Genomic DNA, 25,222 nt, shown 5'->3' with positions numbered 1-25,222 from the left:
CGCAAACACCATGGTCAAAAACAACACCCGATATACCCAGCAATCGCTTGACAGCTAAGACAGTCGCCGGGTTCGCGCTACGCGCGCCCCGGAATGACGCTATGACCTATTTCTTTAACTCGGCCGCGCGTTCGACGAAGGTCTTGCCGCCCTTCATCTTGTGGGAGAGCGGCGCCTCGTTGATCTGGATCACCACGGCTTCTGCATCGACGCCGAGATGCGTCACCAGCGCCTTGGTGATGTCGCGCATCATGCCAGCCTTCTGCTCGTCGGTGCGGCCAGCGGCCATGTTCACGGTGATCTCGGGCATGCATTGCTCCCTGCTGTTTCGTTCTGGCCGAGCAAAAGCGCGAAGCGCGTCTTCGCCCTGAATGTCCCGGCCATCCACGTTGGGCCTATCAAACAAGACGTGGATGCCCGGCACAAGGCCGGGCATGACAGCAGAGCGGAATGCCTACCCCCAGTTCACATCATGCCTCGCGAGCACCTCGCGCACGCCGGCAACGAGCTCGTCCTCCTTGCAGGAGAACTGCGCCGGCCGGCTCTCGCGCCATTCCTGGTTGGAGGCGATCGCGGCCGCCGCCTTGGCGCCCTCGATCAGATCCTTGATCTGCACCTCGCCGCGCGCCTTCTCATCCGAACCCTGGATGATGACGCAGGGCGCGTTGCGGCGGTCGGCATATTTGAGCTGGTTGCCCATGTTCTTGGGATTGCCGAGATAGAGCTCGGCGCGGATGCCGTGATTGCGTAGCTGCGAGACCATGGCTTGATAATCGGCGACGCGATCGCGGTCGAACACAGTGACGACCACAGGTCCGAACGCCGGGCGCGTGTCGAGCTTGCCCAGCATCGTCAGCGCCGCCTGCAGCCGCGACACGCCGATGGAGAAGCCGGTCGCGGGGACCGGCTCGCCGCGAAAGCGCGAGACGAGGCCATCGTAGCGCCCGCCGCCGCCGACCGAACCGAACCGCACCGGCCGTCCCTTCTCGTCCTTGGTGTCGAGCAGCAGTTCGACCTCGTAGACCGGGCCCGTGTAGTATTCGAGGCCGCGGACGACGGAGGGCTCGATGCGAACGCGGCTGTAGCCGTAGCCAGCCGCACTGCAGAGTTTCGCGATCTCAGTCAGTTCATTGATGCCGTCGGCATAGGCCGCGGACGACATGAACAATTTCCGCTGGGCGACCGAGCCCAGCACCGTTGCATTGAACTGCAAATCCTGCTCGTCGTTTTGAAACGCCGGCTGAGCCACCTTCATCTCAAAAAAGGCCAGCAGCGCCTCGATCTGGTTGTTGTCGAGACCCGCGCCCTTGGTGAAGTCGCCCTTGCCGACCTCACCGCCATCCCAGCGGCCTTCACCGAGCAGCTTCCTGATTTCCGCGATCGGAAACTTGTCGGCCTTGTCGATCGCGCGCAGGACTGTGAGCCGGCGTCCTGCATGCTCTTCGCCGCCGATGCCGATCGCCTCCATCACGCCATCGAGCACCTTGCGGTTGTTGACCTTCACGACATAAGAGCCGCGCGGAATGCCCAGCGCCTCCATCGTGTCGGCCGCCATCATGCACATTTCGGCGTCCGCCGCGGGCGAACCCGACCCCACCGTATCGGCATCGAACTGCATGAACTGGCGGAAACGGCCGGGGCCCGGCTTCTCATTGCGGAATACGTAACCGGCCCGATAAGACCGATACGGCTTCGGCAGGTGATCGAAATTCTCGGCGACGTAGCGCGCGAGCGGCGCGGTGAGATCGTAGCGCAGCGAGATCCACTGCTCGTCATCGTCCTGGAACGAGAACACGCCCTCGTTGGGACGGTCCTGGTCGGGCAGGAATTTGCCGAGCGCGTCGGTGTATTCGAACGCCGGCGTCTCCACCGGCTCGAAACCGTAGCGCTCATAGACGGCGCGGATCTTCTCGACCATCTCGCGCGTGGCCGCGATCGCGGCGGGACCGCGATCCTCCAGCCCGCGCGGCAGCCGCGCCTTCAGCTTCTGGGGTTTCTTGGGTTTGTCGGACATGGCGGCTTGGTAGCAGCCGTCGCACAAGGCGGCAACCGCCGCTGACATGCTTCAGTGCTGCGAGCTGCTCACATGTGGCGAGAGCCCCCGATCGCCGCGCATGCGGTGCGCTCCCTCCCCACTTGCGGGGGAGGGGTTGGGGTGGGGGGCGCCGCGGGCAGTCTGCGTGGAGCTACCCCCACCCCCGCCCCCTCCCCGCAAGGGGGAGGGGAGCCTACCGTCCCTGTGGCACGGTTCGCCCGGCTTACTTCACTTCGCGGATCCAGTTGTGCGGATCGGGGCTGCGGCCATACTGGATGTCGACCAGCTTCTTGCGCAGGCCCATGGCGACCGGACCGGCCTCGCCGCCGCTGATCAGGAAGTCGCCGCTCGCCGAGCGCACCTTGCCGATCGGCGAGATCACCGCGGCGGTGCCGCAGGCGAAAGCTTCCTTCAGCCGGCCGCTCTTGGCGTCGGCGCGCCACTGGTCGATCGTGTAGGGCTCCTCGCGCACCACCGTGCCGGCATCTCTCGCCAGCGTGATGATCGAATCGCGGGTGATGCCCGGCAGGATCGTGCCCAGCGGCGGGGTCGACAGCGAGCCATCGTCGAACACGAAGAAGACGTTCATGCCGCCGAGTTCCTCGACATAGCGGCGCTCGACCGCATCGAGGAAGACGACCTGATCGCAGCCGTGCTCGATCGCTTCGGCCTGGGCGCGCAGGCTCGCGGCGTAGTTGCCGCCGCATTTGACGCCGCCGGTGCCGCCGACCGCCGCGCGCGTATATTTCTCGGAGACCCAGATCGACACCGGCGCGGGTCCGCCCTTGAAATAGGAGCCGACCGGCGAGGCGATGACGGCGAAGAGATATTCGCCGGACGGCTTCACACCGAGGAACACCTCGTTCGCGATCATGAAGGGCCGCAGGTAGAGGCTGCCCTCGCCGCCCGGAATCCAGTCGCGGTCGATCCGCACCACCTGCTCGACGGCTTCGATGAACAGGTCCTCGGGCAGCGGCGCCATCGCCATGCGCTCGGCCGAATTCCAGAAGCGCTTGGCATTGGCATCGGGGCGGAACAGGTTCACGCCGCCGTCGTCGCGCTTATAGGCTTTCAGGCCCTCGAAGATCTCCTGCGCGTAATGCAGGACGGCCCCGGCCGGATCGAGCGGGAAATGGCTGCGGACGATGATCCGTGCATCGTGCCAGCCCTTCGCGTCGGTGTAGCGGACCACGGCCATATGGTCGGTGAACACCCGGCCGAAGCCCGGATTGGCGAGCTTCGCCGCGCGCTCCTCCGCCGAAATTGGATTGCTTGCCGGCTCGATTTCGAACGTCAGACTCATTTTTGCTTTCCCCGCTGTCCTGGCCATCGCGAGTTGTGGGGACCGACCGATCTGTTCGGCCCCGCTGGCTTGATCAATCCGGACGTCACGACCGCCGGCCCCAGGGCCGGTTGCGGTGCCAGCAAGTCGACGAGGACATGCTTTTGCGCTGGGCGGAAGTCCAGTATGTTTGCCGAAATGCCGCTCGACAACACGGTAGATCGCTGCCCAAGCCCTTTGCCGCCTGCGACGGCTTCTTTGGGCCAATGGAACAACCTGACCTCCGATCGAAAAGACCTAAAATTTCGTCGGAACCGACCGTTTTGTAACATTGAACCCAAGATACGTCAATATGGCTGACATAAATTTCTCAACGCCCGTGCCAGGCTCCGATTCGCGCTCTTCCGAGCCCCAGGCGGCGGCTGGGGACGACCCGGCGTTGCGCTGGGACATCATCGAGCTGTTGTTCTTTGCCTATCGCGATTTCGTCGGCGATGCCGATCACGAGTTGGAAGCTTTCGGCTTCGGCCGTGCCCATCACCGGGTGATCCATTTCGTCACCCGCTATCCCGGGCTCAAGGTCGCCGATCTCCTGGACGTGCTGCGCATCACCAAGCAGTCGCTCGGGCGGGTGCTGAAGCAGCTGCTCGACGAAGGCTACATCGTGCAGAAGACCGGCAACAACGACCGCAGGCAGCGCCTTCTTTTCGCCACCCCCAAGGGCGAGGCGCTGGTGACCAAGCTTGCCGGCTTGCAGACCCGGCGCATCGATCGTGCGCTGGAGCAGATCGGGCCGGCAGGCGCGGACAAGGTCCAGCAGTTCCTGCGCGCGATGATCGATCGCGACGACCCGGACAAGGTGCTGGAAGCGATCTTCAAGATGCCCGTCGTCACCGTAAAGGAGTGATCGTGCCGCTCGCCGCCATCACCACCCGCGCTCCGCAGACACCCGCCGACGACGCGCCGCACCTGCTGCTCGTCGATGACGACCGCCGCATCCGCGATCTGTTGTCGCGCTTCCTGCGCGCCGAAGGCTACCGCGTCACCACGGCGATGAGCGCGAGCGATGCCCGCGCCAAGCTCACCGGCCTCCATTTCGATCTCTTGATCCTCGATGTGATGATGCCCGGCGAGAGCGGCTTCGACCTCGCCCGCTTCATCCGCACCCAATCCTCGGTCCCGATCGTGATGCTGACCGCGCGCTCCGAGCCGGAGAGCCGGATCGAGGGACTGCAGCTCGGGGCGGATGACTATGTCGCCAAACCGTTCGAGCCGCGCGAGCTGGCGCTGCGCATCGGCAATATCCTGAAGCGGGCGGCGCCGCCGCCGGCGGAAGAGGTGATCGAGCAGGTCGCCTTCGGTCCCTTCAGCTATCATCTGGCGCGGGGCGAGCTGAAGCAGGGCGAAGAGGTGATCCACCTCACCGATCGCGAGCGCGAGATGCTGCGCATCCTCGCCAATGCCCGCGGCGAGACCGTGCCGCGCGGTGCCCTCACCGGCAACGGCACCGTGAACGAGCGTGCGGTCGATGTGCAGATCAACCGGCTCCGCCGCAAGATCGAAATCGATCCGGCCAATCCGCTGTTCCTGCAGGCCGTGCGCGGCATCGGCTATCGGCTGATGGTGGCGGGGTGACGTGCGTGAGAGATCGATTTCCGATGATGGCATCATACCGAGCCACAAGCGCGTTGCGCTCCCTCTCCGGTAGGGAGAGGGTTGGGGTGAGGGGTTACGGTCTTTCGATCGAGAGCTCCCCCTCACCCGGATTGCTATGCAATCCGACCTCTCCCCGCAGGGGAGAGGTGTCCCGGATTCGCGGCGCCGTTGTCGGTGCGAAAGCCGCCGTCCGACTCACATGACCACCCTCGACACCGGCTTAGCGTTCATCCGCACTGCCTCGCGCCGCGTGTCGGCTGCGAACGGCTGGATGGGCCATGCGTTCAAGAGCTGGATGCCGACCGGGCTCTACGCACGCGCGCTCCTGATCATGATCGTGCCGATGGTGATCCTGCAGACGGTGGTGGCCGGCGTGTTCATGGAGCGGCACTGGAACACGGTGACGCGACGACTCTCGACGGCCGTCGTGCAGGACATCGCGGCGCTGATCGACATCTACAAAGGCTATCCGCAGGACAAGGACCGCACGATGCTGCGGCGGATCGCCCAGCAGCGGCTCAATCTCGTGGTTGATTTCCTGCCCGCCGGCGACATGCCGCCGCCAGGGCCGAAACCGTTCTTCAACCTGCTCGATCAGTCGCTGTCGGGCCAGATCGGCCGGCAGATCAGCCGGCCCTATTGGATCGACACCGTCGGCCGCTCCAACCTGGTCGAGATCCGCATTGCGCTCGACGACGCGGTGATGCGCGTGTTCGCGCAGCGCAGCGCGGCCTATGCCTCCAACACCGACATCTTCCTGTTCTGGATGGTCGGCACCTCGTCCATCCTGCTCATCGTCTCGGTGCTGTTCCTGCGCAACCAGATCAAGCCGATCCTGCGACTGGCGGATGCGGCCGAGAGCTTCGGCAAGGGCCGCGAAGCCCCGAACTTCCGGCCGCGCGGCGCGCGCGAGGTGCGGCGGGCGGCGCACGCCTTCCTGGAAATGAAGGCCCGGATCGAGCGCACCATGGACCAGCGCACGGCGATGCTCGCCGGCGTGAGCCACGACCTGCGCACCATCCTCACCCGCTTCAAGCTCGAGCTCGCCTTGCTCGGCGACGGCCCCGAGATCGATGCGATGCGCAAGGACATCGACGAGATGTCCGGCATGCTGGAAGACTATCTCGCCTTCGCTCGCGGCGACGGCGGCGAGGTGGCGCAACCGACCGACATCTCGAACGCGCTGGAGGAGTTGCGCAGCGATGCCGAGCGCAACGGCCACACGGCCTCGGTCGCATTCCGGGGCCTGCCGGTCGTCACGGTGAAACCGCAGGCGCTGAAGCGCTGTCTCGGCAATCTCGTGTCCAACGCGGCGCGCTATGCCGACACGATCGCGATCTCAGGCCATCGCGATCACCGCTACCTCACGATCACCGTCGATGATGACGGCCCGGGCATTCCGCAGGCGATGCGCGAGGAGGTGTTCAAGCCGTTCCTGCGGCTCGATCATGCGCGCAATCAGGACGAGGGCGGCACCGGTCTCGGGCTTGCGATCGCCCGCGACATCGCCCGCTCCCATGGCGGCGACATCATGCTGGGCGAGAGCCCGGCGGGCGGCCTGCGCGCGACGGTGCGCATTCCGGTGTGAAGGCTGCAAAAGCACGGCAGCCAAGCGACAGGCTCGCGGAGTGTAGGAATCGGACGCTCGGGTGTCGCCGGGGCCTCAGTGATGCCCCTGTGCCTGCGCTCGAATCCCGCCTACTGCTTGGCGCCGGGAATCAATGCCTTCAGCTTGTCCATGTCTTTGACGTTCAGCTTGAAGCCACCGCCTGGCATCACGATGTCACCGGGCTTCTGACCCGGCTTGCAGGCCCCCAACCACTTCGCCTCGATCGTCATCGTGGTGTCGCGCAGGACCTTGGCCAGGCTGGTGTCGCGCACGACATTGCTCACGCCCTCGCTGTGTGAGGTCGTCTTCACCGTGTAGGCCGAGTTGAAGTCGCCGGTGATCTCGGCATGTGAGGCGGTGTTCACGCCGCGCATGCTGCATACCGAATCGACGACATAGCCGGTCGGCGTCTTCTGCACGTCCTGCTTGGAGCAGATCTGCTTGGCCATCGGCGAGACCATGTTGTTGAGGTCCTTGTCGGTGGTCTCGTCGGTGCAGTGCTGCATGGTCATGTCGGGCATCTGCGAGCCCGTCCTGACCATCTTCATTTCCCAAAGCCCCGGCTTGCGGGTCGGCAGCTCGGCGGCGAATGCGTTGCTGAGGGATGCCGCGAGCAGCACGCTGCATCCCAACAGCTTCGCGCCGACCTGTCCGCGGATCATATTCGCCTCAGCTTCCCGGGTGATTCCAGACCGGCTCAGTACAGCGTGCGCAACGGACGCTGCGCCGAGCCGTACGGCACCCAACGGCACGAGAACGACAAATAGCCGCCATACCGGGCGTCCACCGCCAGGAACTTGACCACCTTGCCGTAGGACGCGCAGTGGTCGACCGCCAACTGCCTGGCATCGGTGGTCTGGGCGAGCGAATAGGCGATGATGCCGCCGGTGTCATTACCCTTGAATGCCGGCACCCAGTCGGCCCGAGCCGGGCCTGCAGCCAGCGCGACGCCCACGGCCATCAGCCCGACGGCCTTGGAAACGACGTCGAAAAAACTGGGCTTCGTCATCAGCATTGCAATCTCCATCGGTTAGCTCCCATCCTAAATGGGCTGTCCGCGCAAGAAAAGAACACCGCGCGCGGAGTCCCCGACTTGTCGTGGAGTGTTGCCGCGTTGCACTTGACCTCATCAGGCCGGCACGGCACGTTCCGTTCTTCTCTCCAGCTTTGCGGATGGCCTATGCGCGACCTCAGCATCTCGTTCAAGACCATTGGCGCTGTCTGCGGCGCGGTGCTCGGCGTTGTCACGGCTGTTGCCCCAGCGCAGGCTGCCAACCCGCTCGAGCTGAACTTCTGGCTGTCGGGTCCGAAATATGATGGCCGCCTGTCCCCCTGCGAATCGGCCCTGTCCAGAGTCGCCAGCGACTTCCGGGACAAGGAAAGCACGTTCTGGAATTCCTCGTTGACCATCACGGGCTTTTCAAACATCCACGAAATCGCTTTCCGGCCCTGGCAGTCCGACAATATTCCGCGACGCTACTGCACCGGCACCGCGATGATCAGCGACGGCAAGGCGCGCACCGTCAATTTCTCGCTGATCGAGGATGCCGGCTTTGCCGGTTACGGCGAGGGTGTCGAATTCTGCGTGGTCGGCCTCGACCGCAACTGGGCCTTCAACCCCGCCTGCCGCGCGGCGAAGCCCTAAGACTCCCACCGACTGAACGGGACTGGACGAGACGCGTCGCAGGCTTTCGCCGGCGCGCGGCTCCAATTTTGTTCTTGAATTGTTCTTTCGCCTCCTGGTAGAGTTCTCGCCATGTTCCTGGGAGCTCGTCATGTTGGATCGGTTGTCTGATCGCCTGCCCACCTACTCCGGCCGCGGACTGCGGACAATTCAGATCCTCGCCGCTCTCGCGCTCAGCGGGATCACCCTGTGGTCGGCCCAGCTCTCGCCAGCCCAGGCGCAAGACCGCCGCCAGAACGCACCGGGCGCATTCGATTTTTACGTGCTGTCCTTGTCCTGGTCGCCCTCGTTCTGCGCGGACGTCGAGGAGCGCGGCAATGGCGGACGGTCCCAGCAGTGCAGCGGCCGTCCCTACTCTTTCGTGGTCCACGGGCTCTGGCCGCAATATGAGAACGGCTATCCGGAGTATTGCGAGCAGCCGTCGCCGCGGCTGCCGCGCAACATCATGGTCTCGATGCTCGACCTGATGCCGGCGCCGGGGCTGATCTACAACGAGTGGGACAAGCACGGCACCTGCTCCGGACTGCCGGCCAAGGCCTATTTCGAGACCATCCGCAAGGCTCGGGCGGTGATCAAGATTCCGCCGGAATTCCTCGACTTGTCCGAGCCCAAGACGGTGACGCCGGCCGCGGTCGAGGAGGCCTTCGTCAAGGCCAATCCCAACCTCACCAATTCCGCCGTCGCCGTGACCTGCAACCGCACCCGGCTCAGCGAGGTCAGGATCTGCCTCTCGAAGGAGCTGCAGTTCCGCTCCTGCGATGAGATCGATCGCCAGGCCTGCCGCCGCGACGAAGTCACGATGCCGCCAATCCGCGGCGGCTGAGGCCCGCGATCTCGTTCAAGGCGTAATCCCTGGAACGGCGCCATCGCTGATGAGCGCTGTTTCCGTGATGATGCAGGGTTACTTTCGTCGCAAGACGTCGTAACTCACAGCGATGAACTACCGTCACGCCTTTCATGCCGGCGGCTTCGCCGACGTCATCAAGCACATCGTGCTCACGCGCATCCTGATCTATCTGCAGGAGAAGCCGGCCGCGTTCCGCGTGATCGACACCCATGCCGGCGCGGGTCTCTATGACCTCACGGGCGAGGAGGCCAGCCGCAGCGGCGAATGGCGGACCGGAATTGCCCGCATCATGCAGGCGCGATTCTCCGATCAGGCGCTTGCTCTGGTTGCCCCCTATCTCGACATCGTCCGGGCCTTCAATCCCAAGGCCGAGCTCGCCGCCTATCCCGGTTCACCCTTGATCGCGCGCGCCCTCCTGCGGCCGCAGGACCGGATGACGGCCTGCGAGCTCGCACCTGTCCCGCGCAAGCATCTGATCGACGTGCTGCGGCGCGATACCCAGGCCCGCGTCGTCGATCTCGATGGCTGGGTGGCGCTACCGGCTTTCGTGCCGCCAAACGAACGGCGCGGCCTCGTGCTGATCGATCCCCCCTTCGAGGCGAAGGATGAATTCGAGCGGTTGGGCGAGCGCTTCGCAATCGCATTCGCCAAGTGGCCGACTGGTATCTATTTGCTCTGGTATCCAGCAAAGAGCCGCCGTGCGACCGACGAGTTGGTGCAGCACGTGGCGGGGCTGGCGGCGGCGGCAAAACCGCCCGGTAAGTTGTTACGTGTCGAGTTCAGCGTGGCGCCGCAGGTCGCCGGAGAGGGGCTGGCCACGACCGGCCTCCTGGTCGTGAACCCGCCCTGGACGTTGCATGACGAGCTTAAGGTCATCCTCCATGAGTTGGAGAAACCTCTCGGCCAGGGCGGTGCAGCGCGCTTCCGGCTCGAGTTCCCTAAAGCCGGGGCTGGCAATTAGTCGAAAATCCATAGGCAATTGCCGAGGAACCGTAGTAAAATAACTGATTGTAGACTGGCTTTACGTTCCGCTTCCGCGAATGGTTGCGGCGGGGTGATCAAGGCCCAACAAGAATCCGAGCGACCCGACACATACAATGTCGGCTCGTAAAGGTGGCCACGCTTTCCGATTCAGTGATGCCCGGTCGGACGCTGCGCATGTCGCGCAGTGGAGGAAGCAATGCGGGGGGAGGAGTTTCCCGATGCCAATGACGGGTACGGTCAAGTTCTTCAATGGTGAACGCGGCTACGGCTTCATCAAACCGGATGATGGCGGGCGCGACGTGTTCGTGCATATCACCGCGGTCGAGCGCGCCGGATTGAAGGATCTGACTGAAGGACAGCGGATCAGCTTCGAGGTTGAACCGGACAAGAAGGGCAAGGGCCCGAAGGCGGTCAATCTGGTGCTGTCGTCGTAAGGCCGCTGATCGACACTCGTCCGCAGTTTGCGGCGGAGTGCGAAGGCGAGGAATACGAACGTCCTTTTGTTTGTCGTTTGAACTTGGAGCCGCGGACGGCGCAGCCGGCTCGTGTGCGGCGAAGCTCGCAGCCGACATTCGCGTAGATGATGCAAAAAAATCCCGGCCGCGCGCGGCCGGGAGATTATGATTTTTGCGGTTTCTTCTTCCTATCAGAAGTGGAAGTTGATGCCTGCGCGCACCACTCCAAACCGATAGTCGTTCTTCGCCCCCGTAACCACGAAATTGCTGCTGTCGAGATCGACATAGAGATATTCGATCTTGGCGGTCCAGTTCTGCGCCAGCCCGAATTCGGTGCCTGCGCCCAAGGTCCAGCCGATCGTCGAATGCGATTCGGACAGGCCGAAGGTTTCGCCGCGCAGCTCGCCGAAGGCGAGACCGCCGGTGCCGTAAAACAGGATGTTGTTGAAGGCGTAGCCGGCGCGGCCGCGCACGGTGCCGAACCACGGGTTGGAGAATTTCCAGGGCGCGAAGGTGTCGTTGGCGCCGGTCAGGTTGATGTCGCCCTCGATGCCGAACACCCAGGGACCGGTCTGCCAGTTGTAACCCGCCTCGATCCCGCCGGTGATGCCCGACGGCTTGGTCGGATTGTTGCCGACCTCGCCCCAGCTGTAACCGAGCGTGCCGCCGAGATAGGGGCCGGCCCAGCTATAGGCATTCAACGGCTGGTTCACCGTGTAGCCCGGACGCGGTGCATAGTTGAAATCGGCGGCCTGCGCCGACACCGTTCCCAGCGCCCCGAGCGCAACCGCGCCGGCGACGAACCTCTTCATGACCTACTCCACGCAACACCCGTGCCCGCCGGCTGCGTGCGGCGCCTGCACGAGGCAGCGCACCTGACCGGCATGGTTACGGAACTCCAGCTTTTTTCGTGAAGATTTATCGAGAGTTTGAGGTTAAAGCCTCATTAAGCGCGGTTACCGGCCGCTTAACGTCCTTAATGGACGGTTACCGCCGCGCCTGTGCATGGGCGCCGCCGCGTGCTGGCATGCGCAGCCCCCAAAGCTTAAATTCGTATCCATGGCCACCCACAGCTCCGATCCACCCAAGGCGCCCGTGCCCGAGATGAAGCGCGCCGACGCCTCGCCGCAGCCCCTGGAATCCCCCGACATCGATCCAGCCGCATCCTCGACCGACGAGGACGAGGAAGGGCGCCTGCCCGAGCTGACCGAGGAAAGCACCGAGGTTGTTGCCGAAGGCCCGCTTGCGATCGGCCATGAGGCGATCGAGAAGGCGGTGCGGCTGGCCCCGACTTCGCCTGGCGTCTATCGCATGCTGAATGCGAACAACGACGTGCTCTATGTCGGCAAGGCCAAGAACGTCAAAAAGCGCCTGTCGTCCTATGCGCGGGCCAACGCACCGCTGCCGGCGCGCATCCTGCGCATGATCGCAGCGACCGTGAACGTCGAGATCATCTCGACCACGACCGAGACCGAAGCGCTGCTGCTCGAGGCCAACCTCATCAAGCAGCTGAAGCCCCGCTTCAACGTGCAGCTACGCGACGACAAGTCGTTCCCCTATATCCTGATCACCGGCGACCATTGGGCGCCGCAGATCCTCAAGCATCGCGGCGCGCAGTCGCGGCCCGGTCGCTATTTCGGCCCGTTCGCGTCCGCCGGCGCCGTCAACCGCACCATCACAGCGCTGCAGCGCGCCTTTCTGATCCGCTCCTGCACGGATTCCTTCTTCGAAAGCCGTACCCGGCCCTGCCTGCTCTACCAGATCCGCCGCTGCGCCGGCCCGTGCACCGGCGAGATCGATTTCCCCGGCTATACCGAGCTGGTGCGCGAGGCGACCGACTTCCTCTCCGGGCGCAGCCATGCGGTGAAGCAATTGCTCGCGGTGGAGATGGAGAAGGCCTCCAGCGAGCTCGAATTCGAGACCGCGGCGGTCTATCGCGATCGCCTCGCGGCACTGTCGGCGATCCAGTCGCAGCAGGGCATCAATCCACGCACGGTCGAAGAGGCCGACGTGTTCGCCATCCATCAGGAAGGCGGCTATTCCTGCGTCGAGGTGTTCTTCTTCCGCACCGGACAGAACTGGGGCAACCGCGCCTACTTCCCGCGCGCCGAAAAGACCTTCACGCCCGAAGAGGTGCTGGCGGCGTTCCTCACCCAGTTCTATGACGACAAGCCGCCGCCGAAACTGATCCTGCTGTCGCACGAGATCGAGGAGACCGAGCTGCTGGCCGAGGCGCTCTGCGTCAAGGCCGGCCACAAGGTCGAGGTCACGACGCCGAAGCGCGGCGAGAAGAAGGAATTGGTGATCCACGCGCTGACCAATGCGCGCGAGGCCTTGGGGCGCAAGCTCGCGGACACTGCGACGCAGAGCCGGCTGCTGGAGGCGATGACGTCCACGCTCGGCCTGCCGACCGTGCCGAAGCGGATCGAGGTCTACGACAACAGCCACATCCAGGGCACCAACGCGGTGGGCGCAATGATCGTGGCCGGCCCCGACGGCTTCATGAAGAACCAGTACCGCAAGTTCAACATCAAGTCGGAAGGGCTGACGCCCGGCGACGACTATGCGATGATGAAGGAGGTGCTGCAGCGCCGCTTCAAGCGGCTGTTGTCGCCGTCGGAAAAGGACACCGCGCGCGCCAAGGAGGACGATGTCCCGCAACGACCCGACCTTGTCATCATCGACGGCGGCCGCGGCCAGCTCAACGCCGTCAGAGAGATCTTCAGCGAGCTCGGCGTCACCGATGTCGCGCTGATGTCGGTCGCCAAGGGTCCGGACCGCGACGCCGGCCGTGAGACGCTGTTCATCCCGGAGCGCGAGGCGATCAAGCTCGAGCCGCGCGATCCCGTGCTCTATTTCATCCAGCGGCTGCGCGACGAGGCGCATCGCTTCGTGATCGGCTCGCACCGCAAGCTGCGCAAGAAGGACATCCGCGAGGCCGGCCTGCAGGAGATCCCCGGCATCGGTCCCGCCCGCAAGCGCGCCCTGCTGTTGCATTTCGGCACGCTGAAGGAGATCGAGCGCGCCTCGATGGCCGATCTCGGCAAGGTGCCCGGCGTCTCGGCCGAAAGCGCGCGCAAGATCTTCGAGTATTTCCACAGCCAGCCGAATTAGGGCATGTATTGACAAGCGAGGGGCGCGGAACAGACCGCCTGTGACGTCCGTTGTGGTCCAAGCGGAGCGACGCCTTACTTCACCCAAATGTAAGATCGAACATATAGACCGCGAATCCGAGGCAGGCGCGGGACAGGCATCTCAACCGGGGCATGACATGGTCAATCGAGTAGCGGCGCCGCAATCCACCGGAACGATGCGGCGCTGGGGGCTCTCCGCCATCGGGGTGCTTGCAGCAACGCTTGCGTTGACCGCCCATGCCGGGGCACGGCAGGCGCGCCCTGCCCACACCGCGGAGGCTGTGGCGCCGCGCGAGGCCGGCGAGCCGATCATGGCGATCGTGTCGATCAAGGCTCAGAAGGTCACGTTTTACGACGCCGAGGGGTGGATCTATCGCGCGCCGGTGTCGACCGGAATCACGGAGCGCGAGACGCCGGCGGGTGTCTTTGCCGTGATCGAGAAGGACAAGGACCATCATTCGACGCTCTACGACGACGCCTGGATGCCGAACATGCAGCGCCTGACCTGGAACGGCATCGCGCTGCATGGCGGGCCGCTGCCCGGTTATCCGGCCTCGCATGGCTGCGTGCGGATGCCTTACGGCTTTGCGCAGAACCTGTTCGACAAGACGCGCATCGGGATGCGGGTGATCATTGCGCCCGACGATCCGGCTCCGGTCGAAATCTCCCACCCGGCGCTGCTCGTCCCGAATGCGCAGGCGCTGGCCGCCGCATCTGGACGTGCCGAGACGCTGGCGCGCGAGGCCGCGGACGCGGCCCAGGCGGCCGACCAGGCCAAGCAGGCAGCCGCCGCGAGCTCGCGCGAGGCGACCTCGCTCACGACCTCGTTACGTAAGCTGGAAAGGGCCAAGACTCGCGCCGACGCCGAGCTCGCCTACACCGACAAGCTGCTCGCCGCGGCGAAAACCGACCAGGCCAAAGCGCGCGCCGAGGACCTGAAGCAAAAGGCCGCCCTCAAGGCCACCGATATCGGGACGCAGCTCGAAGCCGCCAAAGCCGACTCGAAGCCGAAACTCGATGCTGCCGCGGCAACGAAGGATGCGACCAAGGCGGCGGAGGCCAGGAAGGCCGAAACTGCCAAGGCGGCGACCGAGGCGAAGCTCGCGCTCGAGCCGGTCTCGGTCTACATCAGCCGCGCCACCCAGAAGCTCTATGTGCGGCGCAACACGCACAAGCCGGCGCGGGACGGCGGCGGCGAGGTGTTCGATACCAGCATCGAGGTTCCCGTCACGATCCGCGATCCCAACAGGCCGATCGGCACGCATGTGTTCACGGCGATGGCACAGAACGGTGCGGGCCTGCGCTGGAGCGTGGTCACGATCGACAACGGCGACGACGCCAAGACTGCGCTCGACCGCATCACCATCCCGCAGGAGGTGCTCGATCGGATCGCGCCCACCGCATTGCCGCGCTCCTCGATCGTGGTCTCGGATGAGCCGCTCAGCGAGGAGACCAACTATCGCACCGAGTTCGTCGCGGTGCTGAGCAACCAGCCCCAGGGCGGCTTCATCACCCGTCAGCCGACGGCCGACATCGTGAGCAGAGACGATACGTACGACGACGGCTACGGGTCCTATTACCAGCAGAGCTGGGACTCGCAGCCCACCTACACCCGTCGGCGCGGCGGCCAGAATTATCGCCCGATGCAACAACAGGGGTTTTGGCCCTCCTGGTAAGGCGCGCCAGGGCGGATACACGCCTCCGCCTGCTCTCGAAGGAGATGATCCCGATGCGCTCCAAGTAGATATTGACCCGGATAAAAAAGTAAGGCAATTATTATCCGGGTAATAATTACGGAACACGCGATGACCCCGGCCCAACGCAAGGCGGCCCTTGCCGCCTACAAGGAGCGCAAGACCGCCGGCGGCATCTATGCCGTCGTCTGCCGGGTCACGGGCCAGCGCTGGATCGGCCGCGCCGCGGACTTGGACAAGATCCAGAATCGGCTCTGGTTTACGTTGCGCCAGGGCGGCCATCCGCACGCCGGTCTACAGGCCGCCTGGTCGGCCCATGGACCCCAGGCCTTTGCGCTGGAGGTGTTGGAACGGCTCGACGACGAGGCGGTCGCCTATGTTCGCGACCGGGTTTTCGCGGAGCGCCAGGCCCACTGGCGCAAGGTCCACGGCGCAGAAGCGATCTGACCGCCCCGCCGGGCTGGCGCCCTGCCGATCAGTCTGCTTAATGGCGTTTTGAAATCGCGTTGCCGGCCTGCGCGCCAGCTCATATCTCCCGCGAACGGCTTCAATGCGATTAGCGTAATATCTCCGTCATCTTCCAGAGGGCACTCCTGCTCTACGGTTGACGTCCGCGCGACAGCAGTATTGGTACATCGGATGAACATCGCCACCGCCCGTGGGACCAGCAAGATCTCGACGTCCCTGCCGAACATCCTGACCTATGCGCGGATCGCCGCCATACCGGTCGTGGTCGGCTGCATCTACGCGCAATCGATCCTGGATTATCCGCTGTGGCTGCGCTGGGTCGCCGTCGCGGTGTTCATCGCGGCCGGCGTCACCGACTATCTCGACGGCTATTATGCGCGGATCTGGAACCAGCAATCGGCGTTCGGCCGCATGCTCGACCCGATCGCCGACAAGCTCCTCGTTGCCTCCTGCCTTCTGATGTTGGCGGCCGACGGCATCATCCATGGCTGGACCTTGTGGGCTGCGATCGTGATCCTCTGCCGCGAGATCCTGGTCTCGGGCCTGCGCGAATATCTGGCGGCGCTGCGCGTCAGCGTTCCCGTCACCAAGGTCGCGAAATGGAAGACCACGATGCAGCTGGTTGCGATCGGTTTCCTGCTGGCGGGCGAGGCCGGCGACATGGTGGTGCCGGTGGTGACCCAGATCGGACTCGTGCTGCTGTGGACCTCGGCGATCTTCACGATCTACACCGGCTATGATTATTTCCGTGCCGGCATCCACCATCTCATCGAGGAAGACGCCCGATGAAGGTGAAATATTTCGCCTGGGTGCGCGAGCGAATCGGCAAGGCCGAGGAGACGATCGAGCCGCCGGAACACGTGCACACGGTCTCCGAGTTGATCGCCTGGTTGAGCGACCGTGGCGAGGGTTACGCCTACGCATTCGAGAAGCCGAAGGTCATTCGCGCTGCGATCGACCAGGCCCATGTGCAGCCGGACACGGCGATCTCGGGCGCGCGCGAGATCGCGTTCTTCCCGCCGATGACCGGCGGCTGAAACCGCATCGCGCGTCGAACAACAGGACGCCCATGACTGCCATCGTCACCGTCCGCGTGCAGCAGGAAGACTTCGACACGGCGCGCGAGATCGCCGCGCTCAGCCGCGGGCGCACCGATGTCGGCGCGGTCGTGACCTTCTCCGGCATCTGCCGCGGCAGCGACCACAACGCGCCGCTGGCGGCGCTGACCCTGGAACATTATCCCGGCATGGCCGAAGCCGAGATCATGCGGCATGCCGAACAGGCGATGGCGCGCTGGCCGCTCGCGGGGCTGACCGTGATCCATCGCTACGGCCGCATCACGCCGGGCGAGAACATCGTGCTGGTGGTGACGGCGTCGAGCCATCGCCAGGCGGCATTCGAAGCCGCCGAATTCCTGATGGATTATCTGAAGACCAACGCGCCGTTCTGGAAGCGCGAAGAAACCGAGGACGGTACGAGCTGGGTCGAGGCCAAGAGCCACGACGATGCAGCCGCCGCGCGCTGGAAGGCATGATGACGAAACCGGTCAAGAAGGCGTCCCCGCCCAAGGTGTCCAACCTGCCGAAGGTCGGCGCGGGCGAATTGCAGACGCTGCTCGATTACGTCCGCTGCGCCGTGAGCTGTTTCCAGGCGGCCGAGCTTACATTCGCGCATGGCACCACGGACCCGATCGCGGAGGCCGCGTTCCTGGTCGGCGAGGCGCTGCACCTGCGCCCCGAGCAGTTCGAGAGCTTCGCTACCGCGCGCGTCACCGCAACCGAAGGCAAGACGATCCTCGACCTGGTCGAAGCGCGGGTGACGACGCGCAAGCCCGCCGCCTATCTCGTCAACAAGGTCTACATGCTGGGCTTGCCGTTCTATGTCGACGAGCGCGTCATCGTGCCGCGGTCTTTCATCGGCGAACTTTTGGAGTCGCATTTCGGCGGCAGCGAGAGCGAGGGCACATCGCTGATCGACGATCCGTTCGCGGTGGAGAGCGTGCTCGATCTCTGCACGGGATCCGGGTGCCTTGCGATCCTCGCCAGCCGCCATTTCCCGGACGCCACGATCGATGCGGTCGACATCTCCAAGGATGCGCTCGCCGTGGCGGAACGCAACGTCGCCGATTACGGCCTTCAGGACCGCATCTCGCTGCATCGCGGCGACCTGTTCGCGCCGATCAAGGGCCGCCGCTACGACCTGATCATCAGCAACCCGCCTTACGTCGATGCCGAGGGCATGGCAGCCCTGCCCGATGAATGCCGCGCCGAACCCAAGCTCGCCTTCGACGGCGGTGCTGACGGCATCGACATCATCCGCCGCATCCTCGAGCACGCCCGCGACCACCTGACGGCGGAAGGCGGCCTCTTATGCGAGGTCGGCCGCGACCGTCCGCAGATCGAGGCCGCCTATCCCGACCTGCCGCTGCTGTGGCTGGACACCGAGGATTCCGAAGGCGAGGTGTTCTGGATCACCGCGTCGGATTTGAGCTGAGAGCGTCCGCCTCTGCTGCGGGCTCCCTGATCGGGATTTGCCGGGAAAAGATGCAAGCACTCCGATCCGCAGGATTTTCACGCGGACGCCGTGCAGAAACCGCTCATCAGCTCAGCAGAGAACGCCGGTCCTTTGACATTTCCGTCCGCTTGCGAAGCTGATAGCTTGCGCGCAGCCGGGAGCCGCGGTCTTTGCCGCGCATCCGACCTTGAGCACCATCGTTCCGGAAAACGGGTCTTCCACTTTTCCTGACCATGCTGCCGATCTGAACATTCGCCTTGAACGTCCGAAGAGGTCCCCATGCTGGACAAGAGCCCACATTCCCCTGTCACCGTCCCGAACGATCTTGCCGCGCATTGGATGCCGTTCACTGCCAATCGGGCCTTCAAGAAGAATCCACGCCTGCTCGCGGGCGCCAAGGACATGCACTACATTACCGTCGACGGCCGCAAGATCATCGACGCCGCCTCCGGCATGTGGTGCACCAATGCCGGCCATGGCCGCACCCAGATCGCGACCGCGATTGCCAAGCAGGCCGAGGCGTTGGACTATGCGCCGCCGTTCCAGTTCGGCATTCCGCAGGCCTTCGAGCTTGCGAGCCGCATCGCCGACCTCGCGCCGGCCGGCCTCGACCATGTCTTCTTCTGCAACTCCGGTTCGGAAGCCGCCGATACCGCGCTGAAGATCGCGCTCGCCTATCACCAGATCAACGGCCAGGGCAGCCGCACCCGACTGATCGGCCGCGTCCGCGGCTATCATGGCGTCGGCTTCGGCGGCACCTCGGTCGGCGGCATCGTCAATAACCGCAAGCTGTTCGGCACGCTGCTCACCGGCGTCGACCACATCCCCGCGACCTATGACCGCGAGAAGCAGGCCTTCACCAAGGGCGAGCCGGAGTATGGCGCGCACTTCGCGGACGAGTTGGAGAACCTCGTCAACCTGCACGGCGCCAACACGATCGCCGCCGTGATCGTCGAGCCGATGGCGGGCTCGACCGGCGTGATCCCGGCGCCGAAGGGCTATCTGAAGCGGCTGCGCGAGATCACCCAGAAGCACGGCATCCTGCTGATCTTCGACGAGGTCATCACCGGCTTCGGCCGTCTGGGCTATGCCTTCGCCTCCGAGCGCTATGGGGTGACGCCGGACCTGCTCACCTTCGCCAAGGGCGTCACCAATGGTGCGGCGCCGATGGGCGGCGTGGTGGTGCGCGACACCATCCACGATGCCTTCATGACCGGCCCAGAGCACATGGTGGAATTCACCCATGGCTACACCTATTCGGCCCACCCGATCGCCTGCGCGGCCGGTCTCGCGACGCTCGACATTTATCGCGACGAGAAGCTGTTCGAGCATGCCCGCGGTCTCGAACAGAAATTCGCCGACGCCGTGATGTCGCTGAAGGGCCTGCCCAACGTGGTCGACATCCGCACCGTCGGACTCACGGCCGGCATCGATCTCGCATCGCTGCCCGACGCCGCCGGCAAGCGCGGCTACGCCGCCATGGAGTCCGCGTTCCACAACAATGACCTGATGCTGCGCATCGCCGGCGACACCCTGGCGCTGACCCCGCCTTTGATCATCAACGAGGACCAGATCGGCGAAATCGTCGAGAAGGTCGGCAAGGTGATCAAGGCCGTCGCTTAAGAGTCTCCTCTTCAGCGGCTCCCTCACGTCTCGATCCCCTCCATCGCGCGCGATGGAGGGGATTTTTCGTTGGGGTGACGCGGACGGAATGATCCGGCCCCGGCAACGGAACCATCCAAATCGCTCCACGTTCATCCCGGCGAGCACGGCGGGGCGACCGGCTTTGCTCGAGGATTGGCTTTTTTCCGAAAAGGAGACGCGCATGCTCGCGCCGCCGGGAGATTTGTTGCGACTGGGCCTCGAGCAGCGGCTCACCCGCGTCAAGCGCGCGACCAACGCTTATTTGCGCGACCGCGCGCGCCAGGCCACCGGGACCGCAAAATCCTACGCCATGGCCGGGGCGATGTTCGCCGCCGCCGGCCTGTTCGTGCTGCTGGCTTTCCTGGTCGGGCTCGGCACGTTGTTCTACTGGGTCCGGACTGTCGCCGGCACCTACGCGGCGTTCGGTACGGTCGGCGGTGTCTTGCTCTTAATTGCCATCGTCTGCGCCGTGATCGGCGCCATCCGGATGAAGCGGCCGGCGCCGGAGTATCCATCGCTCGCCAGCCGGCTCCGGGTCGCGATCGCAGCGCCTGTCCGCGATCCCGCTGCCGACGATGTCGACCCCGACACCATTCCGCTTGCGCCGTCAGCGGCCGACAGGGATGGGGCGGCCCGTTCCGTCCGCAACAATACTGTCAACATCCCGGTCGGCATCGCCGTTGCGGGTCTGCTGCTTGGCTTGGCCGCGCTGCGCCGCCGCCAGCGCTGACTCGTGTTTCCGGAGTCGTCCCGCAACGCTCGCGTGGCGGATGACGGTTCCTCGTCGAATGCGCCCAAAAGCAACGCAACGCAGAAATCGACTGCGCACGCGAGCTTTTGAATCCGCGCCGCTATCCTCGCGAATCAGCAACAGTGCTAAGAGTCGTTCTCGGTTGGGAGCGTCTCACAGCATGATCCGTATTTCCACGATCTTCGTCGCCATCTGCATGGTTCTGGTCGCAGCGTCGCTCGGCCTCATCCTTTATTCGGTGGCCGGCATCAGCGGTCCCGAATCGGCGATCGTGGCGCTGACAGCGCTCACTTTCCTGATCCTCTACAACGCAGTGTCGATGCGGCTGCGTGACCGCAGCGATGTCGGCAACCAGATCGCCGACCTGTCGCGCGGCACCGCGGACCTCGCCCGCCAGGTGGCCGAATTCGGCCGCAGGCTCTCGGCCATCGAAGGCCGGGTCGCTTCATCCAATTCCGCCGGCAATGATCGGCTGCAGGGAGTCATCGGCGAGATCAACGAGCTCGGCGGGCTCGTCAAGCAGCTCGCGACCACGGTCGCGCAACACGAGGATGTCTTGGCTGCGGCGGCGGAGGCGCCCGCGCAGGCTCCTTCGCTGCAAGGACCGCTCGATGACGCTCCGGCCGCGAAGCCAGAGGCAGACATGCTCCAGATCCAAACCCAAGTCCACGCCCAGCTCCATCCCGAGCTCCGGACCCAAGTCCCCGCCCAGCCTTCTGCCGACGAATTCAAGCAAGTGCCGGCCAAGGCGCCCGCGGCGAAGACTTTGCCGCAAGCTGCAGCCGGCAGTGCCGCAGCGACGGCGGCGGCTCCAGCCCCGCAGCCAGCTCCCGCGGCCGGTGCCGCCGCCCCTGCCCCGCGCAGCCAGGCGCAGATTCTCGCTGCCGTCAGGGGCGCGATCGACCAGAACCGGCTCGACATCTACCTGCAGCCGCTGGTCAGCCTGCCCCAGCGCAAGGTGCGCTTCTACGAGGCGGTGACGCGGCTGCGCGACGAGCGCGACCAGGTGTTCGCCGCAGAGGATTTCATCGGCGTTGCCGAGGCCGCCGGCCTGGTCGGGCGGATCGACCACATGGTGGTCCTGCGCTGCGTGCAGGTGCTGCGCCGGCTGATGGTCCGCAACAAGGAGGTTGGCATCTTCTGCAACATCTCCTCCGCGACGTTGCGCAATCCCTCGATCTTTGCCCAGTGCCTCGACTTCCTCGAAGCCAACCGGGCGCTGGCGCCGTCCTTCGTGCTGGAGTTCAAGCAGTCGACCTTGCGCAGTCTCGGGCCGACCGAGACCGAGCACCTCGCCGCCCTTGCGCAGCGCGGCTACCGCTTTTCGATCGATCATGTCACCGACCTGCGCTTCGAGCCGCGCGAGCTCGCCGATCGCGGCGTGCGCTACATCAAGGTGCCGGCGGCGCTGCTGCTCGATCCGAAGCAGAGCTCGGCCTCCGACATCCATCCCTCGGACCTGTCCGACCTGCTCGGCCGCTTCGGCATCGACCTCATCGCGGAGCGGATCGAGGGGGAGCGTTCGGTGGTGGACCTGCTCGATTACGATGTCCGCTTCGGCCAGGGCTTCCTGTTTGCGCCGCCCCGCCCATTGCGGCCCGAAGGCGCATCTGCTACCGGCGAAGCCGCACCCGGCCCGGGAACCGGGCAGGACATCAAGATTCAGGACCCCAATGTCCCCGGCAACACAGTATCCGATGCCGCAAGCGCCAATCCGCCGCCACGCGCGGTCGGCAACGCTGCGCTGGCCCGTCGGATCGCAGGGTCGGTTTAAGCGGTTTTACGAGGCATGACCGAACTCCGCTTCGTCGAGCGGTTGCGCGACCTTCTCGACGGCAAAACGGTCGTGCTCAGCGACATCTGGGGCGTGGTCCATAACGGGCTCGAATCCTTCCCCGAGGCCTGCGATGCGCTGCATCGCTTTCGCCGGGACGGCGGTACCGTCATCCTGATTACCAACGCGCCGCGGCCGGCGGATTCGGTGCAGCGGCAGCTGCGCAAGCTCGGCGTCGCCGACGAGACCTACAACGCGATCGTCTCCTCCGGCGACCTGACCCGGCTCTATGTCGCCGAGCATCCCGGACGCAAGCTGTTCTGGCTCGGCCCGGAGCGCGACAACTCGATCCATCGCGGCCTCACGCCGGTGCTGTCGACACTGGAAGAGGCCGACTACATCATCTGCACCGGGCTGCTCGACGACGAGACCGAGACGGCCGAGGATTACCGGCCGATGATGCTGCGTGCGCGCGAACGAAAGCTGCCCCTGATCTGCGCCAACCCGGATATCGTGGTGGAGCGCGGCGACCGGCTGATCTACTGCGCCGGCGCCATCGCCGAGCTGTATCGCGATCTCGGCGGCGAGGTGATCTTCTACGGCAAGCCACACCGCCCGATCTATGACCGCGCCATGACGCTGGCCACCGAGCATGCCGGCCACAGCATCGCGCCTGGCCAGGTGCTGGCGATCGGGGATTCCGTGCGGACCGACCTCGCCGGCGCGCACGGCTTCGGCATCGACTGCCTGTTCATCACCCGCGGCATCCACTCGGAGGAATTCGCCGGCGTCGACCAGCTCGACCCGGCCTCGGTCAGGGAGCTGTTCGGCCATCCGCCGCGCGCCTTGATGCGCGAATTGAAGTGGTGAAACGAAAACGCCCGGCGCGTGCCGGGCGTTTTCTCTTGTCTCTTGGTGAGTCGTAATGCCCGAGCGCACGCTCAGGCGGTCGCGAGATCCGGGAACACCGCCTCGATCTTGGTCTTCAGCGTGGCCGCGTTGAACGGCTTGACGATGTAATTGTTCACGCCTGCCTTTTTCGCCGCGATCACGTTCTCGGTCTTGGATTCCGCGGTGATCATGATGAAGGGCGTGGTGGCGAGATTGGGATCGGCGCGCACCTCGCGCAGCAGATCGTAGCCCGTCATCGGCTCCATGTTCCAATCCGAGATCACCAGGCCGTACTTCTTGGCGCGCATCTTGTTCAGCGCCATCGAGCCGTCGCTGGCATCGTCGATATTCTCAAATCCAATCTGTTTCAGAAGATTCCGGATGATACGGATCATGGTGCTGTAATCGTCGACGACGAGCACCGGCATCGTCAAATCCACCGCCATCTTGACTCCCCCACACGCGAACAAACGCGCAGACTCAATACTTGAACTCAACCGCGGACGAGGCCGGCAACGGCCCTCCGCATCCACTTCCACGACTAGCATCAGGCGTTAAACAGCCCGTTAACTGCGGCCGGTTCGCAACTTCGAACCACTGCCTGAGCCGGAGCCAGCGGCTTGACTTCGAGGCCCCCGCCGCCCACGGTCCCGCCAACGATCGGCCCTTCCCGGCCAACCGCAGAATTCTTAAGGTCGTCCCGCGACATGCCTGGCTTCACCGTGATCCGCGACACCACCCCGTCATCGGCAATCCCCAGGGGGGCGGTGGTGGCGATGGGCAATTTCGACGGCGTTCATCTCGGTCACCGCGCCGTCATCAACGCCGCGCTGGAAATGGCCAAGGCGCATGGCCGCCCCGCTCTGGCGCTGACCTTCGAACCGCATCCGCGCCGCTTCTTCAGCCCCAATACCCCCCAATTCCGCCTGACCGACGAGAGCGCCAAGCTGCGCCTCCTGGCCGGGATCGGGCTCACGGGCGCCGTGGTCATGACCTTCGACAAGAGCCGGGCGCAAACGACGGCGCAAGATTTCATTCACCATGATCTGATCGGACGGCTCGGCGCGTCCGGGATCGCGGTCGGCTACGACTTCCATTTCGGCAAGGGCCGGGTCGGCTCCCCGAGCCTTTTGGTCAACGAGGCGCCGCGGCTCGGTATGGAGGTCGATGTCCAGCCGCATGTCGACATCGACGAGCGTCCGGTCTCCTCCACCGCGATCCGGGAGGCGCTGGCAGAGGGCCTCATCGACGAGGCCACCACCATGCTCGGCGGCCCCTGGTTCGTCACCGGCGAGGTGATCCACGGCGACAAGCGCGGCCGCGACCTCGGCTATCCGACCGCCAACATCCGGCTCGACCGCGACTGCGGGCTCAAGCATGGCATCTACGCCGTCCGCGTCGGCCGCGGCCGGGGCGCCAGCCGGGTCCTGATCGACGGGGTCGCCAATTTCGGCCGCCGCCCGACCTTCGACAATGGCGCGCCGCTGCTCGAGGTCTTCCTGTTCGACTTCAAGGACAGCCTCTATGGCGAGACGCTCGATGTCGCTTTCATCGGCTATATCCGGGAAGAGGCCAAATTCACCTCGATCGAAGCCCTGATCCGGCAGATGGACGAAGACAGCGCCAAGGCGCGCGCCCAGCTCGCCGCCGACCCGGCCGCCTTCCCGAAGCTCGGCGAGATCGGCTAAATCGGCCCCCAAGGCTTTGCGAAACCGGCCCGCGGCTGCTATGGAAGCTCCATGTTGACGCGGCGCATCATCGGCATTAGCGGCCCGGCTTCCGCCTGAGCTTTTCAAGCTC

Annotated in this window: 26 protein-coding genes; 19 read left to right on the top strand and 7 right to left on the bottom strand. The window is 64.9% G+C overall.

Going from position 1 to position 25,222, the window contains the following annotated elements; all coding sequences use genetic code 11:
• Window positions 1–106 precede the first annotated feature (106 nt).
• The 3 genes from QX071_RS33235 to QX071_RS33225 all read right to left on the bottom strand — a co-directional run bounded on the left by QX071_RS33235 (window position 107) and on the right by QX071_RS33225 (window position 3,338).
• A complete protein-coding gene (locus QX071_RS33235) occupies window positions 107–310 on the bottom strand; it encodes a tautomerase family protein (RefSeq protein ID WP_315706691.1) in 204 nt (67 codons plus the stop codon).
• A 144-nt stretch (window positions 311–454) separates the two neighbouring features.
• Window positions 455–1,918 carry a histidine--tRNA ligase gene (hisS, locus tag QX071_RS33230; RefSeq protein ID WP_409977781.1) on the bottom strand — a complete coding sequence of 488 codons (1,464 nt, stop codon included), beginning with the start codon at window positions 1,916–1,918 and terminating at the stop codon, window positions 455–457.
• A gap of 340 nt (window positions 1,919–2,258) precedes the next feature.
• Entirely contained in the window at window positions 2,259–3,338 is a 1,080-nt protein-coding gene (locus QX071_RS33225; RefSeq protein WP_315706689.1) for a branched-chain amino acid aminotransferase, read from the bottom strand.
• 331 nt (window positions 3,339–3,669) lie between these two features.
• Between QX071_RS33225 and QX071_RS33220 the strand changes: the two genes are divergently transcribed.
• The 3 genes from QX071_RS33220 to QX071_RS33210 all read left to right on the top strand — a co-directional run bounded on the left by QX071_RS33220 (window position 3,670) and on the right by QX071_RS33210 (window position 6,561).
• The gene (locus tag QX071_RS33220) at window positions 3,670–4,224 is read left to right on the top strand and encodes a MarR family winged helix-turn-helix transcriptional regulator (RefSeq protein ID WP_315706688.1); all 555 of its coding nucleotides are present in this window, start codon (window positions 3,670–3,672) and stop codon (window positions 4,222–4,224) included.
• Window positions 4,221–4,952 carry a response regulator transcription factor gene (locus QX071_RS33215; protein WP_315706687.1) on the top strand — a complete coding sequence of 244 codons (732 nt, stop codon included), beginning with the start codon at window positions 4,221–4,223 and terminating at the stop codon, window positions 4,950–4,952. Before QX071_RS33220 ends, QX071_RS33215 begins: the two co-directional genes overlap by 4 nt.
• A gap of 220 nt (window positions 4,953–5,172) precedes the next feature.
• Window positions 5,173–6,561, top strand: a complete 1,389-nt coding sequence (locus QX071_RS33210) for an ATP-binding protein (protein WP_315706686.1) — start codon at window positions 5,173–5,175, stop codon at window positions 6,559–6,561.
• A gap of 110 nt (window positions 6,562–6,671) precedes the next feature.
• Here the strand turns inward: QX071_RS33210 and QX071_RS33205 are convergent, their stop codons facing one another.
• Window positions 6,672–7,244, bottom strand: a complete 573-nt coding sequence (locus QX071_RS33205) for a DUF3617 domain-containing protein (RefSeq protein WP_315706685.1) — start codon at window positions 7,242–7,244, stop codon at window positions 6,672–6,674.
• A 35-nt stretch (window positions 7,245–7,279) separates the two neighbouring features.
• Window positions 7,280–7,597: a hypothetical protein gene (locus QX071_RS33200; protein ID WP_315706684.1), complete on the bottom strand. Its 318-nt coding sequence runs from the start codon at window positions 7,595–7,597 to the stop codon at window positions 7,280–7,282.
• Window positions 7,598–7,762: 165 nt separating this feature from the next.
• On the opposite strand from QX071_RS33200, the gene QX071_RS33195 reads away from it, so the two are divergent.
• The 4 genes from QX071_RS33195 to QX071_RS33180 all read left to right on the top strand — a co-directional run bounded on the left by QX071_RS33195 (window position 7,763) and on the right by QX071_RS33180 (window position 10,531).
• Window positions 7,763–8,227 (top strand): hypothetical protein, encoded by a 465-nt coding sequence (locus QX071_RS33195; RefSeq protein WP_315706683.1) that lies wholly within the window; start codon window positions 7,763–7,765, stop codon window positions 8,225–8,227.
• A gap of 130 nt (window positions 8,228–8,357) precedes the next feature.
• Window positions 8,358–9,089, top strand: coding sequence for a ribonuclease T2 (locus tag QX071_RS33190; RefSeq protein WP_315706682.1), 732 nt, complete (start codon window positions 8,358–8,360; stop codon window positions 9,087–9,089).
• A 112-nt stretch (window positions 9,090–9,201) separates the two neighbouring features.
• Entirely contained in the window at window positions 9,202–10,074 is an 873-nt protein-coding gene (locus QX071_RS33185) for a 23S rRNA (adenine(2030)-N(6))-methyltransferase RlmJ (RefSeq protein WP_315706681.1), read from the top strand.
• Window positions 10,075–10,315: 241 nt separating this feature from the next.
• A complete protein-coding gene (locus QX071_RS33180) occupies window positions 10,316–10,531 on the top strand; it encodes a cold-shock protein (protein WP_315706680.1) in 216 nt (71 codons plus the stop codon).
• Window positions 10,532–10,743: 212 nt separating this feature from the next.
• Here QX071_RS33180 and QX071_RS33175 read toward each other — a convergent pair whose 3' ends face one another.
• Window positions 10,744–11,364, bottom strand: a complete 621-nt coding sequence (locus QX071_RS33175; protein WP_315706679.1) for a porin family protein — start codon at window positions 11,362–11,364, stop codon at window positions 10,744–10,746.
• Between the two features lie 292 nt (window positions 11,365–11,656).
• Here QX071_RS33175 and uvrC point away from each other — a divergent pair, with 292 nt between their 5' ends.
• The 11 genes from uvrC (at window position 11,657) to QX071_RS33120 (ending at window position 23,401) form a co-directional block, all read left to right on the top strand.
• Window positions 11,657–13,666 carry an excinuclease ABC subunit UvrC gene (uvrC, locus tag QX071_RS33170; RefSeq protein ID WP_315706702.1) on the top strand — a complete coding sequence of 670 codons (2,010 nt, stop codon included), beginning with the start codon at window positions 11,657–11,659 and terminating at the stop codon, window positions 13,664–13,666.
• Window positions 13,667–13,823: 157 nt separating this feature from the next.
• The gene (locus QX071_RS33165) at window positions 13,824–15,362 is read left to right on the top strand and encodes a L,D-transpeptidase (RefSeq protein ID WP_315706678.1); all 1,539 of its coding nucleotides are present in this window, start codon (window positions 13,824–13,826) and stop codon (window positions 15,360–15,362) included.
• A gap of 129 nt (window positions 15,363–15,491) precedes the next feature.
• Complete coding sequence (locus QX071_RS33160; RefSeq protein ID WP_315706677.1) at window positions 15,492–15,827, top strand: GIY-YIG nuclease family protein; 336 nt, start codon at window positions 15,492–15,494, stop codon at window positions 15,825–15,827.
• 192 nt (window positions 15,828–16,019) lie between these two features.
• The gene (pgsA, locus tag QX071_RS33155) at window positions 16,020–16,637 is read left to right on the top strand and encodes a CDP-diacylglycerol--glycerol-3-phosphate 3-phosphatidyltransferase (protein ID WP_315706676.1); all 618 of its coding nucleotides are present in this window, start codon (window positions 16,020–16,022) and stop codon (window positions 16,635–16,637) included.
• Window positions 16,634–16,885, top strand: coding sequence for a molybdopterin converting factor subunit 1 (moaD, locus tag QX071_RS33150; protein ID WP_315706675.1), 252 nt, complete (start codon window positions 16,634–16,636; stop codon window positions 16,883–16,885). The genes pgsA and moaD overlap by 4 nt, the downstream gene beginning before the upstream one ends.
• 32 nt (window positions 16,886–16,917) lie before the next feature.
• Entirely contained in the window at window positions 16,918–17,382 is a 465-nt protein-coding gene (locus QX071_RS33145) for a molybdenum cofactor biosynthesis protein MoaE (protein WP_315706674.1), read from the top strand.
• On the top strand, window positions 17,379–18,341 hold the full coding sequence (prmB, locus tag QX071_RS33140; RefSeq protein ID WP_315706673.1) for a 50S ribosomal protein L3 N(5)-glutamine methyltransferase: 963 nt from the start codon (window positions 17,379–17,381) through the stop codon (window positions 18,339–18,341). The genes QX071_RS33145 and prmB overlap by 4 nt, the downstream gene beginning before the upstream one ends.
• A gap of 300 nt (window positions 18,342–18,641) precedes the next feature.
• Entirely contained in the window at window positions 18,642–19,985 is a 1,344-nt protein-coding gene (locus QX071_RS33135) for an aspartate aminotransferase family protein (RefSeq protein WP_315706672.1), read from the top strand.
• 202 nt (window positions 19,986–20,187) lie between these two features.
• The gene (locus QX071_RS33130; RefSeq protein WP_315706671.1) at window positions 20,188–20,736 is read left to right on the top strand and encodes a phage holin family protein; all 549 of its coding nucleotides are present in this window, start codon (window positions 20,188–20,190) and stop codon (window positions 20,734–20,736) included.
• 181 nt (window positions 20,737–20,917) lie between these two features.
• Window positions 20,918–22,531, top strand: a complete 1,614-nt coding sequence (locus tag QX071_RS33125; protein ID WP_315706670.1) for an EAL domain-containing protein — start codon at window positions 20,918–20,920, stop codon at window positions 22,529–22,531.
• A gap of 15 nt (window positions 22,532–22,546) precedes the next feature.
• Window positions 22,547–23,401: a TIGR01459 family HAD-type hydrolase gene (locus QX071_RS33120; RefSeq protein WP_315706669.1), complete on the top strand. Its 855-nt coding sequence runs from the start codon at window positions 22,547–22,549 to the stop codon at window positions 23,399–23,401.
• Window positions 23,402–23,472: 71 nt separating this feature from the next.
• On the opposite strand, the gene QX071_RS33115 is transcribed toward QX071_RS33120, so the two are convergent.
• Complete coding sequence (locus tag QX071_RS33115; RefSeq protein WP_315706668.1) at window positions 23,473–23,868, bottom strand: response regulator; 396 nt, start codon at window positions 23,866–23,868, stop codon at window positions 23,473–23,475.
• A 261-nt stretch (window positions 23,869–24,129) separates the two neighbouring features.
• Here QX071_RS33115 and QX071_RS33110 point away from each other — a divergent pair, with 261 nt between their 5' ends.
• Window positions 24,130–25,110 carry a bifunctional riboflavin kinase/FAD synthetase gene (locus tag QX071_RS33110; protein ID WP_315706667.1) on the top strand — a complete coding sequence of 327 codons (981 nt, stop codon included), beginning with the start codon at window positions 24,130–24,132 and terminating at the stop codon, window positions 25,108–25,110.
• Window positions 25,111–25,222: the final 112 nt, after the last annotated feature.

The sequence above is a fragment of the Bradyrhizobium sp. SZCCHNS1022 genome (assembly GCF_032484835.1).
Taxonomy (GTDB): Bacteria; Pseudomonadota; Alphaproteobacteria; order Rhizobiales; family Xanthobacteraceae; genus Bradyrhizobium.
This window is presented reverse-complemented; position numbering and strand designations above follow the sequence as displayed.

What these genes read in the sequence shown, in the direction of transcription:
- QX071_RS33235 (WP_315706691.1), bottom strand. Translation starts at nt 310, where the DNA reads ATGCCCGAGATCACCGTGAACATGGCCGCTGGCCGCACCGACGAGCAG.
- hisS (WP_409977781.1), bottom strand. Translation starts at nt 1,918, where the DNA reads ATGGTCGAGAAGATCCGCGCCGTCTATGAGCGCTACGGTTTCGAGCCG.
- QX071_RS33225 (WP_315706689.1), bottom strand. Translation starts at nt 3,338, where the DNA reads ATGAGTCTGACGTTCGAAATCGAGCCGGCAAGCAATCCAATTTCGGCG.
- QX071_RS33220 (WP_315706688.1), top strand. Translation starts at nt 3,670, where the DNA reads ATGGCTGACATAAATTTCTCAACGCCCGTGCCAGGCTCCGATTCGCGC.
- QX071_RS33210 (WP_315706686.1), top strand. Translation starts at nt 5,173, where the DNA reads ATGACCACCCTCGACACCGGCTTAGCGTTCATCCGCACTGCCTCGCGC.
- QX071_RS33205 (WP_315706685.1), bottom strand. Translation starts at nt 7,244, where the DNA reads ATGATCCGCGGACAGGTCGGCGCGAAGCTGTTGGGATGCAGCGTGCTG.
- QX071_RS33200 (WP_315706684.1), bottom strand. Translation starts at nt 7,597, where the DNA reads ATGCTGATGACGAAGCCCAGTTTTTTCGACGTCGTTTCCAAGGCCGTC.
- QX071_RS33195 (WP_315706683.1), top strand. Translation starts at nt 7,763, where the DNA reads ATGCGCGACCTCAGCATCTCGTTCAAGACCATTGGCGCTGTCTGCGGC.
- QX071_RS33190 (WP_315706682.1), top strand. Translation starts at nt 8,358, where the DNA reads ATGTTGGATCGGTTGTCTGATCGCCTGCCCACCTACTCCGGCCGCGGA.
- QX071_RS33185 (WP_315706681.1), top strand. Translation starts at nt 9,202, where the DNA reads ATGAACTACCGTCACGCCTTTCATGCCGGCGGCTTCGCCGACGTCATC.
- QX071_RS33180 (WP_315706680.1), top strand. Translation starts at nt 10,316, where the DNA reads ATGCCAATGACGGGTACGGTCAAGTTCTTCAATGGTGAACGCGGCTAC.
- QX071_RS33175 (WP_315706679.1), bottom strand. Translation starts at nt 11,364, where the DNA reads ATGAAGAGGTTCGTCGCCGGCGCGGTTGCGCTCGGGGCGCTGGGAACG.
- uvrC (WP_315706702.1), top strand. Translation starts at nt 11,657, where the DNA reads ATGAAGCGCGCCGACGCCTCGCCGCAGCCCCTGGAATCCCCCGACATC.
- QX071_RS33165 (WP_315706678.1), top strand. Translation starts at nt 13,824, where the DNA reads ATGGTCAATCGAGTAGCGGCGCCGCAATCCACCGGAACGATGCGGCGC.
- QX071_RS33160 (WP_315706677.1), top strand. Translation starts at nt 15,492, where the DNA reads ATGACCCCGGCCCAACGCAAGGCGGCCCTTGCCGCCTACAAGGAGCGC.
- pgsA (WP_315706676.1), top strand. Translation starts at nt 16,020, where the DNA reads ATGAACATCGCCACCGCCCGTGGGACCAGCAAGATCTCGACGTCCCTG.
- moaD (WP_315706675.1), top strand. Translation starts at nt 16,634, where the DNA reads ATGAAGGTGAAATATTTCGCCTGGGTGCGCGAGCGAATCGGCAAGGCC.
- QX071_RS33145 (WP_315706674.1), top strand. Translation starts at nt 16,918, where the DNA reads ATGACTGCCATCGTCACCGTCCGCGTGCAGCAGGAAGACTTCGACACG.
- prmB (WP_315706673.1), top strand. Translation starts at nt 17,379, where the DNA reads ATGATGACGAAACCGGTCAAGAAGGCGTCCCCGCCCAAGGTGTCCAAC.
- QX071_RS33135 (WP_315706672.1), top strand. Translation starts at nt 18,642, where the DNA reads ATGCTGGACAAGAGCCCACATTCCCCTGTCACCGTCCCGAACGATCTT.
- QX071_RS33130 (WP_315706671.1), top strand. Translation starts at nt 20,188, where the DNA reads ATGCTCGCGCCGCCGGGAGATTTGTTGCGACTGGGCCTCGAGCAGCGG.
- QX071_RS33125 (WP_315706670.1), top strand. Translation starts at nt 20,918, where the DNA reads ATGATCCGTATTTCCACGATCTTCGTCGCCATCTGCATGGTTCTGGTC.
- QX071_RS33120 (WP_315706669.1), top strand. Translation starts at nt 22,547, where the DNA reads ATGACCGAACTCCGCTTCGTCGAGCGGTTGCGCGACCTTCTCGACGGC.
- QX071_RS33115 (WP_315706668.1), bottom strand. Translation starts at nt 23,868, where the DNA reads ATGGCGGTGGATTTGACGATGCCGGTGCTCGTCGTCGACGATTACAGC.
- QX071_RS33110 (WP_315706667.1), top strand. Translation starts at nt 24,130, where the DNA reads ATGCCTGGCTTCACCGTGATCCGCGACACCACCCCGTCATCGGCAATC.